This is a genomic window from Pseudacidovorax sp. DMC4, from assembly GCF_056314265.1.
Genome location: NZ_JBQUYR010000010.1, coordinates 1 through 18837 on the forward strand (window position 1 = coordinate 1; position 18837 = coordinate 18837).

Here is an 18837-nt window from a genome sequence, read left to right on the forward strand (position 1 = left end):
GCTCAGCGACGAGGAACTGGTTCAGCGCTGGGCCGAGAACGTCGTGTGGCAGTTCTTCAGCGGCATGACCTACTACGAGCCGCGCCTGCCCTGCGATGCCACGCAGATCGGGCGCTTTCGAGCCGCCATCGGCGAGGCCGGCGTGGAGGAACTGCTCAAGGCCACCATCGACACGGCCGTGTCCTCCAAGGCGATGCGGCCCGCCGAGTTCGAGCGGGTGATCGTGGACACCACGGTGCAGGAGAAGGCCATCGCCCATCCGGTGGATTCGCGCCTGCTGGAGATCGCGCGCCACAAGGTGGTGGTGGCCGCCAGGCGGGTGGGCATCGCCCTGAAGCAGACCTTCGTCAAAGAAGCCAGGACACTGCGCCGGCGTGCTGGCGGCTACGCCCACGCCCGACAATTCAAGCGCCTGCGCAAGGTGCTCAAACGCCAGCGCACGATCCTGGGCATCGTGCTGCGCGAGGTGCAGCGCAAGATCGGTGAGGCCAGCCATGAAGCCGGCGAAGCCGCCCGGTCGAATCTGCAGACGCTGATGCAGCGCGCCGAGCTCATCCGCTGCCAGCGCCCGAAGGACAAGGACAAGCTCTATGCCCTGCACGCGCCGGAGGTGGAGTGCATCGGGAAAGGAAAGGCCCGCAAGCCCTACGAGTTCGGCGTGAAGGTGGGCGTGGCGATCACGCACCGGCAGGGCCTGATGGTGGGCGCGCGCAGCTTCACCGGCAACCCGTATGACGGTCACACTTTGGCCGAGCAACTGCAGCAGGTGCGCATCCTGACCGAGGACACGGGGGCCAGGCTCAAGGAGGTGGTCGTGGACCTGGGCTTTCGGGGTGTAGATGCAGACAACCCGGGCGTTCAGATCATTCACCGGGGCAAGTTCAAGAGCCTGACGGCGCTGCAGCGGCGTTGGCTCGCGCGGCGCCAGGCGGTGGAGCCGGCCATCGGGCACCTGAAGCAGGACCACGGGATGGAGCGGTGCTGGCTGCGAGGGGACACGGGCGATGCGTTGCACGCGGTGCTGTGCGCGGCAGGCTACAACATCCGATGGCTGCTGCGCGCCATCGTGCGCCTGGGCCTGCGGGGCCTTGTCGTGCCCTTGTTTGCTGCGCTCGTCATGCTGGTGCACTCGCTTGCAGTGGCCTCGGGCGTGGGCAAAGCCAGGGCCGCTCGCGTCGGCTGGGTGGCTCTCTGAATTTTGCAGGGCCGACCAATTAGTTTCCGTTCACGGCGGCGATTTGCCCAAATACCGCGTCGCCCCCACCGTCCTCACCACCGCAGACAACAACGACCGAAACCACACATGCCCCGGCGCCAATTGCGTGCGCCCATGCCACAACTGATAGAAGCGCATCGGCGGAAAGTCCACCGGCGCGGGCACGATGGCGAGGGGCAGCAGGCCGGCGTAGTACTGCGCAAAGTGCCGGCTGGTGGTGAAGATCAGGTCGGTTCCGGGCAGCAGGTGCGGCGCCAGGCCGAAGTAGGGCACGGTGACCGTGCCGGTGCGGCTCATGCGCTGGGAGGCGAGGGCGGTCTCGACCACGCCGCGCTGGGTCACGCTGTACAGCAGCGGCACCACGTGCGATCCCTGCAGGTAGTCGGCCAGCGTCATGCGGGCGGCGCAGGGGTGGCGTTCGTCGACCAGGCAGACGATCTCGTCCTCCAGCAGCAGCGTGGTGCGCAGATGTTCCGGCGGCTGGGGCCAGTTGCCGATGACCACATCCAGCTCGCCTTCGGCCAGCGCGGCCTCGAAGTCGTAGTCGGGGCCCAGCGGCTGCAGCACCAGCCGGGCCGCGGGCGCGGTCTCGCGCATGTACTGCGCCACGGCGGCCATCAGGGGCGGGGCCAGGTAGTCCGGCGTGCCGATGCGGAAGACCTGCCGCGTGGTGGCGGGGTCGAAGCTGGATTCGGGCGCGAGCAGCGCGTCCAGCTCGCCCAGCACCAGCCGCACCGAGGCATGCAGCTGCATCGCCCGTTCGGTGGGCACCATGCGCTGCTTGTCCTTGATGAGCAGCGGGTCGCCGAAGATCTCGCGCAGGCGCTTGAGGGCGCTGCTGATGGCGGGCTGCGACTGGTTCATGCGCGCGGCGGTGCGCGAGACGCTGCATTCCGCCATCAAGGTGTGGAAGACGCGCAGCAGGTAGGTGTCGAAAGGGTCGTCGGGTCGGGACATGCGGTGGTTGGCTGCACCGCCTTGGTGCCTCGCCGTCGGAATGGCGGGCCGCCAGCGCCTTGCGGCTGATACGGTGCATTCGGTCTTGGCAATTGGCGTGCCGGAGGGCGCTTCGAACAATGCGGGCATTCCCATTGCTTGCGGCGCCCACCATGTCCGAATCCTTTCTGCCTACCTCGTCCTCCTCCCTGCCGCGCCTTTACCGCCGAGGCGTCCTGCGCCTGGTGGCGGCCGGGGCGGCGGCGGGTGCCCTGCCGGCCTTCGCCCAGTGGCCCGAGCGGCCGATCAAGATCGTCGTCACCTTCGCGCCCGGCGGCGCCAGCGACATCCTGGCGCGCGTGGTGGCCGAGCAGTTGGGGCGCAAACTGGGCCAGCCGGTGGTGGTGGACAACCGCCCCGGTGCGGGCGGCACCATCGGCGGCCAGGTGGTGGCCACGGCGGCGGCGGACGGCTACACGCTGATGCTCTCCAACACCACGCCCATCGCCCTGGGCCCCTTCACGCTGGACAAGCAGCCCTACGACCCGGTGGCGGCCTTCAGCCATGTGGCCTATCTGGGCTCGGCGCCGCTGGTGGTCATGGCCAGCAAGGAGTCCGGCATCAAGAGCTGGGCCGACCTTGAAGCCCGCGCCAGGAAGGAAGGCCGGCTGGACTTCGGCTCCGGCGGCCCGGGCTCGGTCGGCCACATCCATGGCGAGCTGATCAAGCGTGTGACCGGCGCCAACATGGTGCACGTGCCCTACCGCGGTGGCGCGCCGATGACCACCGACCTGCTGGCCAACATCGTGCCGGTGGGCATCGACGTGATCACGGCCTATGTGCAGTACTTCAAGACCGGCCAGCTGGTGCCGCTGGCCGTCACGGGCACGACGCGCTCGCCGCTGATGCCCGAGGTGCCGACCATGGTCGAGCTGGGCCAGCCCAAGCTGGTGCTGGAGAACTTCTTCGGCATCTCCGGCCCCGCCAGGCTGCCGACCGACACGGTCGCCCGCCTGCACGACGCCGCCAACGAGGTGCTGGCCATGCCCGAGGTGCAGAAGAAGATGGTCGACCTGGGCATCGTGGCCCAGCCCGAGAGCACGGCGCGCTTCGAGGGCTTCGTGCGTGAGCAGGTGGCCGTGCTGGGGCCGACGGTGAAGGGCGCGGGCATCAGGCTCTGAGCGCCGGCCCGTGGCGCCCACGGCGGGCGCCGCACAATTCGCAGCTTTGCCCCAGGAGCTGCGATGACCGATTCCGCCATGCCCGTGCTCGGGCTGATCGTGCCGCCGGCCGATGGCCAGGTGCCTCCCGAAGGGCCTGCGCTCTACGACGGCCGGGTGCGCTTCATCGCCCGGGGCCTCGCACTGGCGGCCATCCATCCCGAGGGCTTCGACGCGGTGGAAGGGCGCATCGTCGACCTGGCCCGCGCGCTGAAGGCGGCCGGCGCCCAGGCACTCTCGCTGATGGGCACCTCGCTCAGCTTCTACCGCGGCGCAACCTTCACCGAGGACCTGCGCGCCCGCATGGCGGCAGCGACCGACCTGCCGTGCACGACCATGAGCCACGCCATCGTGCGCAGCCTGCGCCAGATGGGCGTGCGCCGCGTGGCGGTGGCCACCGCCTACATCGACACGCTCAACGAGCGCCTGGCCCGCTACCTGGAGGGCGAGGGCTTCGAGGTCACGGCCGTCCGCGGCCTGGCCATGACCGGCGTGGAGGCCGTCGGCCAGGTCGAGGCCGGGACGCTGGTCGAGTTGGCCGGCAGGGTCTGCGCCGATGGCCGGCCCGACGGCCTGCTCATCTCCTGCGGCGGCCTGCGCACGCTGGACCTGCATCCGCGCCTGGAGCGCGAACTGGGCCTGCCCGTCACGTCCAGCTCGCCCGCCGGCTTCTGGGACCTGATGCGCACCGCCGGCCTGGATGCTGCCTCGCCCGGCCACGGCCGCCTCTTCGATGCCTGAGGGCCTGCAACTGGACCTGGCCACGCTGCGCGTCGTGGTCACGGCAGCCGAACTGGGCTCGATCAGCGCCGCGAGCGACCGTCTGAACCTGGCCATCGCCGCCGCCAGCGCCCGCATCAGCGCGCTGGAGGAATCGCTGGGCCTGCGCATCTTCGAGCGCTCGTCGCGGGGCGTGCGACTCACGCCGGCGGGTCAGATGCTGGTGCGCCGCGGGCGCGAGCTGCTGGCCGATGCCGACCGCCTGTCGCTCGACCTGCACGACCATGCCCGCGGCCTGCAGGGCCATGTGCGCCTGGCGGCCAACACCTCGGCGCTGGTGGAGGTGATGCCCGCCCACCTGCAGCACATGGCCCGCGCCCATCCGCTGATCCGCATCGACGTGGAAGAGCACGGCAGCCTCGACATTCCGCTGCTGCTGCTGGAAGGGCGCGCCGACCTGGGCATCGTGCACATGGCGCATCCGCCGCACGGCATCGCGCTGACCGATTGCTTCGTCGACACGCTGGTGCTGGTGGTGCCGCAGGGGCACGCACTGGCCATGCGCGAGGCCGCGGCGCTGGCGGAGGCGCTGGATGAGGACTTCATCTCCCTGGGCGACGGCACGGCGCTCTCCAGCCGGCTGGCCGCCGCCGCGTCGGTGGCGGGCCGCCTGCTCAAGATCCGCATGCAGATGCGCAGCTTCGACGTGGTCTGCCGCATGGTGGCCGGCGGCCTGGGCGTGGCGGTGCTGCCGCGCGAGGCCGTAGCACCGCAGCTGGCCAGCCTGCCCATCCGCGCCGTGCCGTTGACGGACGCCTGGGCCGTGCGCACGCACCGCATCGCCGTGCGCGAGGGCGTGGAGCTGGCGCCGCCCGCGCGCATGCTGTTCGACGTGCTGGCCGGCCGCGCGCCGCGCCCCGCGTAAACCCTCGTCTTCGCGGATCGCGAAAGCGGCCTTCGCGCCGCGGCGTTGTGGCGGGCGGGGGCGGCTTCCTAGACTGGCCGCGTTCCCCCGAAGACCCGAAGCCAGGAGACACCGCCCCATGAAGATTGCCCGCGTCCACGCCACGCCGCTGAACCTGCCGGTCAGCGTCGGCCATGGCGGCCGCACCAAGACCACTTCGCTCTCGCTGTGCCTGGTCGACATCGAGACCGACGACGGCCGCATCGGCACCGGCATGACCGCCATCACCGAGGAGGAGGCCATCGCCGCCATCGTCAACGAGGTGGCCGCCCATCACCTGGAGGGGCTGGACCCGCTGAACCACGAGCAGGTGTGGGACCGGCTGTACTGGCTGCTCACGCCGCGCGGCCAGTCGGGCTATGCCAGCCACGCCATCGCCGCCATCGACCTCGCGCTGTGGGACCTCAAGGGCCAGGCCCTGGGCCAGCCCTGCTGGAAGCTGCTGGGCGGCGCGCGTGCCCAGGTGCCGGTGTATGCCACCTTCGGCTTCGCCTTCTACGACCGCGACGAGCTGGCCCAGGCTGCGCGCGACTGGGTGGGTCGCGGCTTCACCCGCCTGAAGATGACGGTGGGTCACCACGGCCTGGCCCGTCGCGACGAGCCGCGCCCGCTCGACACGCTGATCGCCGAGGACGTGCAGCGCATCCGCGCCGTGCGCGAGGCGGTAGGGCCCGACGTGCAGATCTACATCGACGCCAACTGCAGCCTGGACTACTTCCACGCGCTGTCGCTGGCGCGCCGGGTGGAGGCCTACGACATCGCCTTCTTCGAGGAGCCGGTGACACAGAACGACATTCCCAACCTGGCCAAGCTGCGGGCCAAGACGGCGATCCCGCTGGCGGCCGGCCAGAACGAGGGCCATGCCAGCCGCTTCCGCGACATGCTGGTGGCGCAGGCGGTGGACGTGGTGCAGCCCAATGCCTGCATCACGGGTGGCTTCACGCAGTGCGCGCGCATCGCGGGCATGGCCGCGGCCTTCAACACGCGCTTTGCCAACGGCGGCGCCTGGCCGCACCACAACATGCACCTGCATGCGGGCCTGGCCAACGGCTCGCTGGTCGAGTACCACTCGGTGGCGGTCGAATGCTGCAAGCAGGTGTTCGACGGCCTGCCCGAGCCGCAGGCCGGCGTGCTCGACCTGCCGCAGGCGCCGGGCCTGGGCTTCGCGCCCAACCGCGAGCGGCTGCGCGAGCTGGCCAAGCGCCCGGGCTCGCGCGGCGCCGGCAAGGCATGACGGGCTTCACTCCCTCTCCCGCGAGGGGAGAGGGAGAAATCCCCCGAGGCGGGCGGCCCCTGGCGCCCATCGACACAACGGCGCGCAGCGCCAGTCCGCGCCCCCACAAGAAAAGGAGACAACGATGACGCCCCCTCACTTCACCCGCCGCCACGCGCTCGCCCTGGCCGCCGCGATGCTGGCCGCCGCGCCGGCCGTGCAGGCGCAGTCCGGCACGTATCCCGAGCGCCCGATCCGCCTGCTGGTCGGCTATTCGGCGGGCGGCGGCGTGGACGCCATGGCCCGCCTGCTCACGCCGCGCCTGTCCACGCTGCTGGGCCAGCAGGTCGTGGTCGAGAACCGCGCGGGCGCCGCCGGCCTGATCGCCGGCGACCTGGCGGCCAAGGCGCCCGCCGACGGCTACACGCTGCTGATGGGCGACAGTTCCACGCTGATCGCGCAGTACATGCAGCCGAAGATGTCCTTCGACCCGATCAAGAGCTTCGTGCCGGTCGCCGGTCTGTTCACGCTGCCGCTGATCGTCGTGGCGGGCAACGACTTCCCGGCGAAGACGCCGCAGGAGCTGGTGGCCGCCCTCAAGGCCAGGCCCGGCCACTATTCCTTCGCCACCTCGGGCGTGGGCACGGTGCAGCACCTGGGCTTCGAGCTGTTCAAGGGCAAGACCGGCACGTTCGTCACGCACATCCCCTACCGCGGCGCGGCGCAGATCGTGCCGGACGTGATCAGCGGTCAGGTGCCGCTGGGCGTCGTCAGCGCCACCTCGGCCCTGGCGCAGGCCAAGGGCGGACGGCTCAAGGCGCTGGCGGTGATGAGCCCGGTCAAGCTGGCGGGCGCCGAGGACGTGGCGCCGCTGGCTGCCGCCGTGCCGGGCTTCGATGCCGCGCCGCGCGTGTTCCTGCTGGCACCGGCGGGTACGCCCGATGCGGTGGTCGAGCGGCTGGGCAGCGCCGTGCGCACGGTGATGGCTGCGCCCGACCTGGCCCAGGTCGCCGCGCAGCAGGGCGCCGTGCCGGCCTTCGAGCCGCCGGCCGAACTGGGCCGCAGCCTCGTGCAGGAGTCGCAGCGCTGGGGCCAACTGATCCGCGAGCAGAACATCGTCGCCCAATGAGCCCCCTTGCACCGTCGCCGAGCGGGTTGGCGCGCAGGGCGTGCGCATGAGTGCGTCGGCCGCACTGGCGCGCATGACCTGCGTGGAGGATCTGCGCCAGGTGGCCCGCGCGCGGGTGCCGCGCATGTTCTACGAGTACGTCGATTCGGGCTCCTGGCGCGAATCGACCTACCGCGCCAATGAGCGCGACTTCCAGCAATTGCTGCTGCGCCAGCGCGTGGCGCGGGACATCTCGCAGCGCACCGTTGCCACCACGATGCTCGGCCATCACGTGGCCATGCCGGTGGCGCTGGCGCCGACGGGCCTCACGGGCATGCAGCATGCCGATGGCGAGATCCTGGCTGCGCGGGCGGCACGCGACTTCGGCGTGCCCTTCACGCTCTCGACCATGAGCGTCTGCTCGCTGGAGGACGTGGCCGCGCACACGGGGCGGCATCCCTTCTGGTTCCAGCTCTACGTGATGCGCGACCGTACGTTCATCGAGTCGCTGATCGAGCGCGCGAGGGCGGCCAACTGCAGCGCGCTCCAGCTCACGCTCGACCTGCCGGTGATGGGGCAGCGCCATGCCGACATCCGCAACGGCCTGTCGGTGCCGCCGCGGCCCACGCTGCGCAACCTGCTGGACCTGGCGCTGCGCACGCGCTGGTGCCTGGGCATGCTGGGCACGCGGCGGCGCAGCTTCGGCAACATCGTGGGCCATGTGAAGGGCGTGGACGACATGGCCTCGCTGGCCGCCTGGACCAATGCCCAGTTCGATCCCACGCTGTCGTGGGCGGACGTGGAATGGATCAAGCGCCGCTGGGGTGGGCCGCTGGTGCTCAAGGGCATCCTCGATGCGCAGGACGCGCGCCGGGCCGTGGATTGCGGCGCGGATGCGATCGTGGTCTCCAACCATGGCGGCCGGCAGCTGGACGGCGCGCCCTCCGCCATCCGCGCGCTGCCGGCCATTGCCGATGCCGTGGGGCGGGAGACCGAGGTCTGGCTCGACAGCGGCGTGCGCAGCGGCCAGGACGTGCTCAAGGCCCGGGCCCTGGGGGCGCGCGGCACCATGATCGGCCGCGCCTTCCTCTACGGGCTGGGTGCCTTCGGCGAGGCGGGCGTCACGCGGGTGCTGCAGATCATCCGGCGCGAACTGGACCTGACCATGGCCTTCTGCGGCCGCACGCACATCGATGACGTGGATGCGTCGATCCTGCTCGCACCGCAGCGTGCCGGCCCTTGGGACTGAGGGCGGGCACGCCGGCGAGCAGGGGCCGGGTCAGAGCCCCAGCGTGTCGAACTGCGTGTAGACCTGCACCAGCCAGCCCTTGACGCGCTGACGCTCCAGCAGGCCCAGGGCCTCGGGGCCGGTCTTGTCGTTGACGGCCTTCCAGAAGCTCGTGTTGTTGGCGTCGATCTTGCGCATCGTCGCTTCCTGCAGGCGGGGCAGGGTGATGAACTGGGCGCCGTGCTCGCGGGCCTTGATCTGGGCGGGCGAGCCTTCCAGCGTCGAGAAGTCGCTGCCGCGGCCCTGGTTCTGCACCACCACATAGCGGGCGCGGGTGCCGTAGGTGTCGACCAGGCGGCCCAGCATGTCGGTGGAGTCCCGGCCGTCGTCCATCACGTGCCAGAACACGACCGGGATCTCCAGTTCGTCGAACACGTCGAAGAGCTGCGATTCGTCGATCCAGCGCGCCAGCGGCGCCTGGGTCTGCGCGGCCAGGTCGACGATCACGCTGCGCTCGGGGTGCTCCTCGAAGCCGTTGACCACCGTGTCCAGGCCTTCGAAGCTGTCCACCGCCACCGGCGAGGCGAAGCCTTCGTAGAAGCGGGTGAAGGAGTTGTGCGAACGGTCGGTGTCGAAGCCGATGAAGGGGCGGCTGCGGTCGATGAAGTACTGGGCCAGCAGGCGCGAGGTGACGGACTTGCCGACGCCGCCTTTTTCGCCACCGATGAAGTTCAGGGTGCTCATGTGCAGGAGGGGAGGTGGTGGAGAAGTTGCGCGCCGCGCGCCGCGCGGCGCGGAGGCCGGGTTTGCACAGGTTGCGCGGCGCATTCTAGAAAGCGGTCTGTGTCGATGGTGTGCAAAGACGGCCGGCGCGAAGGGTCGGCACCGCACCCGCGCTCAGCGCGGCACCATCGCCAGCAGCGGCCCCAGGTTGCCCATCAGCCAGTTCTGGCTGAAGTCCAGCGCGGCGCGGCGGTACTTCTCGTCGGCCTGGGCGGCCAGCAGATCGAGCCGCGCCACCACCTTCGACAGTTCCCGGTCCACCACCAGATTGCGGCCCCGCTCGCTGATCTCGGTGGACAGCAGCAGCGGCTGGCCATCGGCGCCGGTGCGCGAACTCAGCAGCCACAGCGAGATCTCGAAGTTGCGTGCGGCGCGGAAGGCGTTCTCGGCGCTGACGCCGTCGATCATGGTCTGCCGCCAGGTGTCGCCGTTGGCCTGCTTGAGCAGGGCGGCCCAGCCGGTGACCAGCGCCGCCACGCGGTCGCCGGCGTAGGTCTCGGGCGGTGCGAAGGCCAGGCGCACGGCCTCGATGCCGGTGGCGCCGCGCAGCCAGGGCAGCGGCTGCTCCTGATCGATGGACTTCCAGGTGCGGGCCACGGCGTCGTCGGCGCTGGCGGCCCATTTGTGCCATTCGCGCGGATTACGGCGGTACAGCGACAGTTGCACGCGGCGCACCGATTCCAGGTTGTCGCGCAGGGCCAGGTTGGCCACGCGATTGGCGCCGGACTCCATCCATTCGCCCTGGGTGTAGGGCTCGGCCCGCTTGGTGTCATGGAACATGCCGCAGCCGGCGAGCAGGGCACAGGCACCGATCAGGGCGGGCAGCAGCAGGTGCGGCACGCGCACGGGCGCGAGGGAAGCGAGCAGGGGAAGGCGCATTGGGCGCACGTTATCATCCTGCCCTTGCGCGGCAAGGCACGGCCTGCGCACTTTCTCCTTGAATATCAACATCTTGGCCTTGCTGCCCGTCTGCGGTGCGTCTCAACTCCATCAAGCTTTCCGGGTTCAAGTCCTTCGCTGAGCCGACCAACTTCATGCTCCCCGGCCAGCTGGTGGGCGTAGTGGGCCCCAACGGCTGCGGCAAGTCCAACATCATGGACGCGGTGCGCTGGGTGCTGGGCGAGTCGCGCGCCTCCGAGCTGCGCGGCGAGTCCATGCAGGACGTGATCTTCAACGGCACCACCAGCCGCAAGCAGGCCAGCCGTGCCAGCGTGGAGCTGGTGTTCGACAACGCCGACCACCGCGCCGGCGGCCAGTGGAGCCAGTTCACCGAGATTGCGGTCAAGCGCGTGCTCACGCGCGACGGCAACAGCAGCTACTTCATCAACAACCAGCCGGTGCGCCGCCGCGACGTGCAGGACGTGTTCCTGGGTACCGGCCTGGGCCCGCGGGCCTACGCCATCATCGGCCAGGGGACGATCAGCCGGATCATCGAGTCCAAGCCCGAGGAACTGCGGCTGTTCCTCGAAGAGGCCGCCGGCGTCTCCAAGTACAAGGAGCGCCGCCGCGAGACCGAGAACCGCCTGTCGGACACGCGCGAGAACCTGACCCGGGTCGAGGACATCCTGCGCGAGCTCAACGCCAACCTCGAGAAGCTGGAGAAGCAGGCCGAGGTGGCCGCGCGCTACAACCAGTTGCAGGCCGAGGCCACGCGCAAGCAGCACCAGCTATGGTTCCTCAAGCGCGCCGATGCCGAGGCCGACCAGGTCCGCGTGCAGGCCGAGGGCCGCCAGGCCATCAACGACCTCGAATCGCGCATGGCCGACCTGCGCCACATCGAGGCCGAGCTCGAGACCATCCGCCAGGCCCACTACGGTGCCGGCGACCAGGTCAACCAGGCCCAGGGCAAGCTCTACGAGGCCAGCGCCGAGGTGGGCCGGCTGGAGGGCGAGATCCGCTACGTGGTCGAAGGCCGCCAGCGCGTGCAGCAGCGCCTGGCGCAACTGGCCGAGCAGATCCAGCAATGGGACACTCGCCGCGGCGACGCCGAGGTCGAGCTGGAGAACCTGGCCGGTGCGGGGATCGACGCCGAGGAGCAGGCCGCCATACTCGCCGCCCAGCTCGAAGAGCAGGAGGCCCGCCTGCCCGAGCTGGAGGACGCCCGCCAGCGCGCGCAGGAGACGGCCAACGGCCAGCGCGGCGCCGTGGTGCAGGTGCAGCAGCAGATCCAGGTGCTGGCGGCCGACCAGCGCAACATCGACGACCAGGTGCGCCAGCTCAGCCAGCGCAGCGACCGGCTGCGCGCCGACCGCCAGGCGCTGAATGCGCCCGACGAGGCCAAACTGGAAGCGCTGCGCGAGGAATTCGCCATGGCCGAAGAGGCGGCCAGCGAATCCGAGGCGCGCCTGATGGACCTGCAGGAGCGTGTGCCGCAACTCGACGATGACCGCCGCGCTCGCCAGCAGGCCGTCAACACTGAAGGCGCGCGACAGGCCGAACTGTCAGCCCGGCTGGAGGCTTTGCGCGCTTTGCAGGAGAAGGTCAAGACCGACGGCAAGCTGCGTCCCTGGCTCGCCAAGCACGGGCTGGACGGCCTGCAGGGCCTCTGGAGCCGTCTGCATGTGGAGCCCGGCTGGGAGGCCGCGCTCGAAGCCGCGTTGCGCGATCGCATGGGCGCGCTGGAGATCTCCCGCCTCGAAATGGCCCGCGCCTTCGCCAACGACGCGCCGCCGGCCAAGCTCAGCTTCTACACGCCACCTGCCGCGCCGGTTGCCGCCAGTGCGGGCGCCATGCCCCGACTGGCTGACCTGCTGCGCCTGCACGACGCCGGCCTGCAGTCGCTGATGGCCGACTGGCTGCACGGCTGCTTCACCGCTGCCAGCCTGGACGACGCCCTGGCCGCCCGCGAGCGCCTGCAGCCCGGCGAGGCCATCTACGTGGCCGCCGGCCATGTCGTCACGCGCCACAGCGTCGGCCTCTATGCGCAGGACTCCGAGCAGTCCGGGCTGCTGGCCCGCCAGCAGGAAATGGAAAACCTGGAGCGCGAGCTGCGCGCCCAGGCCCTGATCGCCGAAGAGGCCCGCACGGCCCTTGTGCGCGCCGAGTCGGCCTATGCCGAAGCCGCTGGCCGACTGGTCGGCGCCCGGCGCGAGGCCGACCAGACCCGCGCCCGTGCCCACGAACTGCAGGTCGAGACGCTGCGCCTGTCGCAGCAGGCCGAGCAGGCCCGCGCCCGCAGCGAGCAACTCAATGCCGACCTGGGCGAGGTCGAGGCCCAGCTCGAAGAACTGCAGGAGCGCCGCGTCGCCGCCGAGGCCCGCTTCGAAGAACTGGACCTGCAACTGGCCGACAGCCAGGAGCGCCATGCAGAGCTGGAAGAGCGCGTCATCGAGGCCAGCCGCAAGCTGGACGCCGCCCGCGAGCAGCACCGCAGCCTGGAACGGCAGGTGCAGGAATCGACCTTCTCTCAGCGCACGCTGGAGGCCCGCCGCGCCGAACTCGGCCGCGCCATCGACACCGCCCGCCAGCAGACCGTGGCCCTGGCCGACGAGCGCGAGCGCGCAGACGGCGAATTGGCCCGCCTGTCCGACGCCGCGGCCCAGGCCGGCCTGCAGGACGCGCTCAACCTCAAGGCCGAGCGCGAGGCCGCGCTGGGCGCCATGCGCAGCCAGTACGACGACCTGACGCAGAAGCTGCGCGCCAGCGACGAGCGGCGGCTGCAGATCGAGCGCGCGCTCGACCCGCTGCGCCAGCGCATCACCGAGATGCAGCTCAAGGAGCAGGCCGCCCGCCTGGGCCTGGAGCAGTACGAACAGCTGCTGACAGATGCCCAGGCCGATCGCGAGGCCATCGCCGCCTCCATCGAGGCCGACAAGGTGCGCCTGACCGGCCTGCAGGGCGAGATCGACCGCCTGCACCGCGAGGTGGCCGGCCTGGGCGCCGTCAACCTGGCGGCGCTTGACGAACTGACCAGCGCCCGCGAGCGCAAGACCTTCCTCGATGCCCAGTCGGCCGACCTGAACGAGGCCATCACCACGCTGGAGGACGCCATCCGCAAGATCGACGGCGAGACGCGCGAACTGCTGGGCGGCACCTTCAACACCGTCAACGAGCACTTCAGCCGCATGTTCCCCGAGCTCTTCGGCGGCGGCAATGCGCGGCTGATCATGACCGGCGATGAGATCCTGGACGCGGGCGTGCAGGTCATGGCCCAGCCGCCCGGCAAGAAGAACCAGACCATCCACCTGCTGTCGGGCGGCGAAAAGGCGCTGACGGCCATCGCGCTGGTGTTCGCCATCTTCCAGCTCAACCCCGCGCCCTTCTGCCTGCTGGACGAGGTGGATGCGCCGCTGGACGACGCCAACACCGAGCGCTATGCGCGGCTGGTGTCGGCCATGAGCCGCGGGACGCAGTTCCTTTTCATCAGCCACAACAAGATCGCCATGGAGATGGCCCAGCAGCTGATCGGCGTGACCATGCAGGAGCAGGGCGTCTCGCGCATCGTGGCGGTGGACATGGAATCCGCCGCCGGCATGGCCGAAGTCGGCTGACGCGCGGCCACGCCCGCGCGCATTACAACAAGAACACGGAAGAGCAATCCCAATGAGCAATCTCACGATCGCCGTGGCCATCGCCGGCGGCCTGGTGCTGGCGGCCCTGATCGCCTACAACACCTGGACGCTGCGCCGCAACGCCCCGCGCCAGCCCGAAGGCGACGGCCTGCACTCCGGCCTGGCGCCGCTCGATGGCGCGCAGGGCGGGCCGGACGATCCGGTGCTGCATGCGGACCCGAACGACGTGCATTCGGCCGATCGGCACGAGCCGCTGTTCGACCCCGACCTGCCGCCGCCCACTGGCCAGCCCGGTGCCGCCGCGCTGCTGGGCAGCCGCCGTGGCGGGCTCGATCCGCTGATCGACGTGATCGCCCCCGTGGCGCTGGAAGGCCTGGTCTCGGGCGCTGCCGTGCTGGCGGCCACGCCGGCGACGCGCCGCGCGGGCAGCAAGCCCATTGCCGTCGAGGGCCTGCGCGACGGTGCCGCCGAATGGGAGCCGCCCGTCGCCAGCGCCCGGTACCGCGCGCTTCAGATCGGCGTGCAGCTGGCCAACCGCACCGGCGCCCTCAATGAGATCGAGTATTCGGAATTCGTGGTCAAGGCCCAGGCCTTCGCCGACGCGCTCAATGGCGCGCCCGAGTTCCCGGAGATGCTGGACGAGGTCGCCCGTGCCCGCGAGCTGGACCAGTTCGCCAGCGCGCACGATGCGCAACTGGCCTTCGTGCTGCGCGCCCGCCATGCGGCGTGGAGCCCCGGCTACGTGCAGCAGAACGCCGCGCGCCTGGGCTTCGTGCCGGGCATGCTGCCCGGCCGCATGGTGTTGCCCAACACGGATGCCGGCGCGCCGCCGGTGCTCGGCCTGGTCTTCGACACGCAAGCCGCGCTGGCCGATGACCCGGCCCAGTCCGCCATCCGCGAGCTGATGCTGAGCCTGGACGTGCCGCAGGTCGACCGCGCGCTGGAGCCCTTCGCCCGCATGCGTGAGATCGCCGAGGCCCTGGCCCGCGAAATGGACGGTGTGGTCACCGACAGCGACGGCCAGCCCCTGCGCACCGAGACGCTGGACGCCATCGGCCAGGATCTGGAGCAGCTCTACGACACGCTGGACGGCCGCGAGCTGTCCGCCGGCTCGGCGCTGGCCCGCCGCCTGTTCTCCTGATCCGCCCACCGACCGCGATGACCGACACCGTTCCCGCAGCGGTGGCCCAGGAGGCCGCCGAGCTGCGCATTGCCCTCAACCACCACGCGCACCAGTACTACGTGCTGGACGCGCCGCAGATCCCGGACGCCGAATACGACCGGCTGTTCCGCCGCCTTTCCGAGCTGGAAGAGGTGCATCCTGCACTGCGCACGCCCGATTCGCCGACGCAGCGTGTGGGCGGCGCGGTGCTGCCTTTCTTCGCCAAGGTGCGGCACCAGGTGCCGATGTTGTCCATCCGCACCGAGACCGACATCGAGGCCACCGGCGCCGAAGCCTTCGACGCCCGCGTGCGCCGCGAACTGGGCCTGGCCGCCGATGCGCCGGCCGTCGAATACGTGGCCGAACTCAAGTTCGACGGCCTGGCCATCAACCTGCGCTACGAGAGCGGCACGCTGGTGCAGGCCGCCACCCGCGGCGACGGCGAGGTGGGCGAGGACGTGACACAGAACATCCGCACCATCGGCCAGATTCCTTTGAAGCTGCCGAAGGACGCACCGCCCGTGCTGGAGGTGCGCGGCGAGGTCTACATGAAGCGGGCCGACTTCGACCGTCTCAACGAGCGCCAGCGCCAGAAGATCGAGGCCGGCCAGAAGAACGAGAAGACCTATGTCAATCCGCGCAATGCGGCGGCCGGCGCGGTGCGCCAGCTCGATCCGGCTATTGCGCGGCAGCGGCCGCTGTCCTTCTTCGCCTATGGCTGGGGCGAGGTGACGCCGGTGGAGCAGGGCGGGCCGGATTTCGGCACGCAGTACCAGGCGCTGCTGACGTTGCGATCCTGGGGCTTTCCAGTGTCGGACCGCACGCAGGTCTGCAATGGCCCGCACGAGCTGGCGGAGTTCCACCGCCAGATCGGTGCGCTGCGCGATCAGCTGCCCTTCGACATCGACGGCGTGGTCTACAAGGTCAACAGCCTGGCGCTGCAGCGGCAACTGGGCTTCGTCTCGCGCGAGCCGCGCTGGGCCGTGGCCCACAAGTATCCGGCGCAGGAACAGATGACCCGCATGGTGGACATCGACGTGCAGGTCGGCCGCACCGGCAAGCTGACGCCGGTGGCGCGGCTGGACCCGGTGTTCGTGGGCGGCACCACGGTGTCCAACGCCACGCTGCACAACCTGTTCGAGCTGCGGCGCAAGGAACTGCGCGTGGGGGACATGGTCGTCATCCGCCGCGCGGGCGACGTGATCCCTGAAGTGGTGGGGCGCGTGCCGCCTGCCGGTGTTGCGGTGGCGCGCGCCGAAGGCACGGCCAGCGAGGCCGCCATCGACCAGGCAGTGGGCGAGGGCGAAAGCCACCGCCTGCCGCCGCGCGACCCTTACGTGCCCAACTTCCGCATGCCGCGGGCGTGCCCCATCTGCGGCAGCGCGGTGGTGCGGGAGAAGGGCGAGGTCAACCACCGCTGCTCAGGCGGCCTCTTCTGCGGTGCGCAGCGCAAGCAGGCCATCCTGCACTACGCGCAGCGCCGCGCCGTGGACATCGAGGGCCTGGGCGAGAAGTTGGTCGACCAACTGGTGGACGCGGGCATCGTCAAGACGCTGCCCGACCTCTACCGCATCGGCCTGACGGCGCTGGCGGCGCTGGACCGCATGGCCGAGAAGTCCGCCCAGAACGTGCTGGAAGGGCTGGAGGCGTCCAAGACGACGACGCTGCCGCGCTTTTTGTACGGGCTGGGCATCCGGCATGTGGGCGAGACCACGGCGAAGGACCTGGCCCGCCACTTTGGCCGGCTGGACGGCATCATGGACGCGAGCGTGGAGCAGCTGCTGGAGGTCAATGACGTCGGCCCCATCGTGGCCGAGGCCATCCACACCTTCTTCGCCCAGCCCCACAACCGCGAGGTGATCGAGCAGCTGCGGGCCTGTGGCGTGCAGTGGCCGGAGGGCGATCCCGCCCCGCGCGCGGCGCTGCCGCTGGCGGGCAAGACCTTCGTCATCACAGGCACGCTGCCTACGCTCTCCCGCGAGGACGCGAAGGAAAAACTGGAGGCGGCTGGCGCCAAGGTGGCCGGCTCGGTCAGCAAGAAGACGCACTATGTGGTGGCCGGTGAGGCGGCCGGCAGCAAGCTCGACAAGGCGCGTGAGCTGGGCGTCGAGGTGCTGGACGAGGCGGGCATGCTGGCGCTGCTGGCGGCTGGCTGAGCGCTTGGGCTGGCACTGACGACGCGCTGACTCTTACGGCGTGTTACGCCCGGGCGGGGACCCTGGCGTCGGCACCCGCGCTCCAACCGCGTTGTGTACCCATGGCTTCGGCCAGGAGGAAAACTCGATGACGACGACATTCAGACGTGGAGGGGCGGCCCTGCTGGTGGCGGGCGCGGCCCTGGTGCTGGGCGGCTGTGCCGCCTACGAAGAGCCGGCCTATGCCACCTACCCGGCCTACCCCGGCTACTCCACCTACCCGGCTCAGCCGTACTACGGCCAACCCGCGGTTGTTCCCGGGGGTTACGTGGGTGTGGACGTCTACCGCGACCCCGGTCCCCGCTACTGGGATCGTCGGCCGGTGGCCCCTTATCCCTACCCACCAGCCTACGGGCGCCCGGGGTGGAACGACCGGGACAGGGACCATGACCGAGGACGCGGTTGGCGGGGTGCACCGCCGCAGGCGCAGCTGCCCGGCGTCGTCCCGGTGGTGCCGCCACGCGGTCCCGGTGCCGGTCGGCCCGGCGGACCCCAGGCCGTCCCCTTCGGCGACCCGCGTGTCGGCACCGGCACGATCATCCCCCCGCCGAAGCAGGATTCGGGCAACACGCCCTGAGCGTCGCGCGCCGCGGGCTTTGGGCCGCGGGGCGCGTCCACAATGGGCGGATGACGATCCGCGAAATCCTGAAGATGGGCGATCCCCGGCTGTTGCGCGTCGCGCAACCCGTTGGCGCCTTCGACACCGACGAACTGCACCTGCTGGTGCGCGACATGTTCGAGACCATGCATGCCGTCAACGGCGCCGGCCTGGCGGCCCCGCAGATCGGGGTGGACCTGCAACTGGTGATCTTCGGCACCGACCGCCCCAATCCCCGTTATCCCGAGGCGCCAGTCGTCCCCCGTACCGTGCTGCTCAATCCCGTGATCGAGCCACTCGGCGACGAAGAGGAAGAGGGCTGGGAGGGCTGCCTGTCCGTGCCGGGCCTGCGCGGCGTGGTACCGCGCTGGCAGCGCATCCGCTACAGCGGCTTCGATCCCTACGGCGATCCCATCGACCGCGTGGCCGAGGGCTTCCATGCCCGGGTGGTCCAGCATGAATGCGACCACCTGATCGGCAAGCTCTACCCGATGCGCGTACGGGACTTCACCCGCTTCGGCTTCACCGAGGTGCTGTTCCCCGGACTTGACGCGGCCGACGACGATTGAATCGTGCGGCCCGGCCGCTCAGTTGAAGCGGCCTCCGGCGCCGATGCGGCCGCCGCCGATCATGGCGATGGCCAGCGCCGCCACCAGGAACATGCCCTGCAGTTCCAGCGCCCAGCCCCCGGTGCCGTTGAACTTGCCCAGGTCGCCCATGTGCACCAGCCAGATCGCCACCACCATGTTGATGGCCACCACGAGTGCCGCGGGCCGGGTGAAGAAGCCGACGATCAGCAGCACCGGCGCGACGATCTCGCCCACGAAGACCAGGTAGGCCAGCACCGAGGGCACGCCGTGCGAGGCCAGCATGTGGCCGATGCCGTCCACCCCCTTGGGCAGCTTGGCGATGCCGTGCAGCAGGATCAGCACGCCGAGCGTGGCGCGCAGGAGGAACTTGCCGATGTCGTCTGTACGGTTCAT

16 protein-coding genes are annotated in these 18837 nt (G+C 70.5%); 12 read left to right on the forward strand and 4 right to left on the reverse strand.

The window, feature by feature from the left end; genetic code table 11:
- A partial coding sequence (locus ACT54X_RS18745; RefSeq protein ID WP_476347810.1) for an IS5 family transposase occupies positions 1-1195 on the forward strand: 1195 nt, incomplete at its 5' end.
- A 30-nt stretch (positions 1196-1225) separates the two neighbouring features.
- Here ACT54X_RS18745 and ACT54X_RS18750 read toward each other — a convergent pair.
- The gene (locus ACT54X_RS18750; protein ID WP_476347812.1) at positions 1226-2173 is read right to left on the reverse strand and encodes a LysR family transcriptional regulator; all 948 of its coding nucleotides are present in this window, start codon (positions 2171-2173) and stop codon (positions 1226-1228) included.
- A gap of 152 nt (positions 2174-2325) precedes the next feature.
- Between ACT54X_RS18750 and ACT54X_RS18755 the strand changes: the two genes are divergently transcribed.
- The 6 genes from ACT54X_RS18755 (at position 2326) to ACT54X_RS18780 (ending at position 8626) form a co-directional block, all read left to right on the forward strand.
- Complete coding sequence (locus tag ACT54X_RS18755) at positions 2326-3333, forward strand: Bug family tripartite tricarboxylate transporter substrate binding protein (RefSeq protein WP_476347814.1); 1008 nt, start codon at positions 2326-2328, stop codon at positions 3331-3333.
- Between the two features lie 63 nt (positions 3334-3396).
- Positions 3397-4113, forward strand: coding sequence for an arylmalonate decarboxylase (locus ACT54X_RS18760; RefSeq protein ID WP_476347816.1), 717 nt, complete (start codon positions 3397-3399; stop codon positions 4111-4113).
- Complete coding sequence (locus ACT54X_RS18765; RefSeq protein WP_476347818.1) at positions 4106-5017, forward strand: LysR substrate-binding domain-containing protein; 912 nt, start codon at positions 4106-4108, stop codon at positions 5015-5017. Before ACT54X_RS18760 ends, ACT54X_RS18765 begins: the two co-directional genes overlap by 8 nt.
- 118 nt (positions 5018-5135) lie before the next feature.
- Positions 5136-6290, forward strand: a complete 1155-nt coding sequence (locus ACT54X_RS18770; RefSeq protein ID WP_294365557.1) for a mandelate racemase/muconate lactonizing enzyme family protein — start codon at positions 5136-5138, stop codon at positions 6288-6290.
- Between the two features lie 124 nt (positions 6291-6414).
- Positions 6415-7398, forward strand: coding sequence for a Bug family tripartite tricarboxylate transporter substrate binding protein (locus ACT54X_RS18775; protein WP_294365558.1), 984 nt, complete (start codon positions 6415-6417; stop codon positions 7396-7398).
- Positions 7399-7444: 46 nt separating this feature from the next.
- Complete coding sequence (locus ACT54X_RS18780) at positions 7445-8626, forward strand: alpha-hydroxy acid oxidase (RefSeq protein WP_476347821.1); 1182 nt, start codon at positions 7445-7447, stop codon at positions 8624-8626.
- Positions 8627-8656: 30 nt separating this feature from the next.
- Here the strand turns inward: ACT54X_RS18780 and ACT54X_RS18785 are convergent, their stop codons facing one another.
- Both ACT54X_RS18785 and ACT54X_RS18790 read right to left on the reverse strand, forming a co-directional pair.
- Positions 8657-9349 (reverse strand): P-loop NTPase family protein, encoded by a 693-nt coding sequence (locus ACT54X_RS18785; RefSeq protein ID WP_476347823.1) that lies wholly within the window; start codon positions 9347-9349, stop codon positions 8657-8659.
- 153 nt (positions 9350-9502) lie between these two features.
- The gene (locus ACT54X_RS18790; RefSeq protein WP_476347825.1) at positions 9503-10267 is read right to left on the reverse strand and encodes a hypothetical protein; all 765 of its coding nucleotides are present in this window, start codon (positions 10265-10267) and stop codon (positions 9503-9505) included.
- Positions 10268-10362: 95 nt separating this feature from the next.
- On the opposite strand from ACT54X_RS18790, the gene smc reads away from it, so the two are divergent.
- The 5 genes from smc to def all read left to right on the forward strand — a co-directional run bounded on the left by smc (position 10363) and on the right by def (position 18423).
- Positions 10363-13878: a chromosome segregation protein SMC gene (smc, locus tag ACT54X_RS18795; RefSeq protein ID WP_476347827.1), complete on the forward strand. Its 3516-nt coding sequence runs from the start codon at positions 10363-10365 to the stop codon at positions 13876-13878.
- 52 nt (positions 13879-13930) lie between these two features.
- Complete coding sequence (locus ACT54X_RS18800; RefSeq protein ID WP_294365568.1) at positions 13931-15040, forward strand: cell division protein ZipA C-terminal FtsZ-binding domain-containing protein; 1110 nt, start codon at positions 13931-13933, stop codon at positions 15038-15040.
- A gap of 17 nt (positions 15041-15057) precedes the next feature.
- The gene (gene ligA / locus ACT54X_RS18805) at positions 15058-17217 is read left to right on the forward strand and encodes an NAD-dependent DNA ligase LigA (protein WP_476347829.1); all 2160 of its coding nucleotides are present in this window, start codon (positions 15058-15060) and stop codon (positions 17215-17217) included.
- Between the two features lie 127 nt (positions 17218-17344).
- The gene (locus tag ACT54X_RS18810; protein WP_476347831.1) at positions 17345-17833 is read left to right on the forward strand and encodes a hypothetical protein; all 489 of its coding nucleotides are present in this window, start codon (positions 17345-17347) and stop codon (positions 17831-17833) included.
- Positions 17834-17883: 50 nt separating this feature from the next.
- The gene (gene def / locus ACT54X_RS18815; protein ID WP_294365575.1) at positions 17884-18423 is read left to right on the forward strand and encodes a peptide deformylase; all 540 of its coding nucleotides are present in this window, start codon (positions 17884-17886) and stop codon (positions 18421-18423) included.
- A gap of 18 nt (positions 18424-18441) precedes the next feature.
- Here def and ACT54X_RS18820 read toward each other — a convergent pair whose 3' ends face one another.
- A complete protein-coding gene (locus tag ACT54X_RS18820) occupies positions 18442-18837 on the reverse strand; it encodes a DoxX family protein (protein ID WP_294365577.1) in 396 nt (131 codons plus the stop codon).

Excerpts from the sequence above, each read along its gene's own strand:
- ACT54X_RS18750 (WP_476347812.1), bottom strand. The coding sequence starts at position 2,173 with ATGTCCCGACCCGACGACCCTTTCGACACCTACCTGCTGCGCGTCTTC.
- ACT54X_RS18755 (WP_476347814.1), top strand. The coding sequence starts at position 2,326 with ATGTCCGAATCCTTTCTGCCTACCTCGTCCTCCTCCCTGCCGCGCCTT.
- ACT54X_RS18760 (WP_476347816.1), top strand. The coding sequence starts at position 3,397 with ATGACCGATTCCGCCATGCCCGTGCTCGGGCTGATCGTGCCGCCGGCC.
- ACT54X_RS18765 (WP_476347818.1), top strand. The coding sequence starts at position 4,106 with ATGCCTGAGGGCCTGCAACTGGACCTGGCCACGCTGCGCGTCGTGGTC.
- ACT54X_RS18770 (WP_294365557.1), top strand. The coding sequence starts at position 5,136 with ATGAAGATTGCCCGCGTCCACGCCACGCCGCTGAACCTGCCGGTCAGC.
- ACT54X_RS18775 (WP_294365558.1), top strand. The coding sequence starts at position 6,415 with ATGACGCCCCCTCACTTCACCCGCCGCCACGCGCTCGCCCTGGCCGCC.
- ACT54X_RS18780 (WP_476347821.1), top strand. The coding sequence starts at position 7,445 with ATGAGTGCGTCGGCCGCACTGGCGCGCATGACCTGCGTGGAGGATCTG.
- ACT54X_RS18785 (WP_476347823.1), bottom strand. The coding sequence starts at position 9,349 with ATGAGCACCCTGAACTTCATCGGTGGCGAAAAAGGCGGCGTCGGCAAG.
- ACT54X_RS18790 (WP_476347825.1), bottom strand. The coding sequence starts at position 10,267 with ATGCGCCTTCCCCTGCTCGCTTCCCTCGCGCCCGTGCGCGTGCCGCAC.
- ACT54X_RS18800 (WP_294365568.1), top strand. The coding sequence starts at position 13,931 with ATGAGCAATCTCACGATCGCCGTGGCCATCGCCGGCGGCCTGGTGCTG.
- ligA (WP_476347829.1), top strand. The coding sequence starts at position 15,058 with ATGACCGACACCGTTCCCGCAGCGGTGGCCCAGGAGGCCGCCGAGCTG.
- ACT54X_RS18810 (WP_476347831.1), top strand. The coding sequence starts at position 17,345 with ATGACGACGACATTCAGACGTGGAGGGGCGGCCCTGCTGGTGGCGGGC.
- def (WP_294365575.1), top strand. The coding sequence starts at position 17,884 with ATGACGATCCGCGAAATCCTGAAGATGGGCGATCCCCGGCTGTTGCGC.
- ACT54X_RS18820 (WP_294365577.1), bottom strand. The coding sequence starts at position 18,837 with ATGAACCGTACAGACGACATCGGCAAGTTCCTCCTGCGCGCCACGCTC.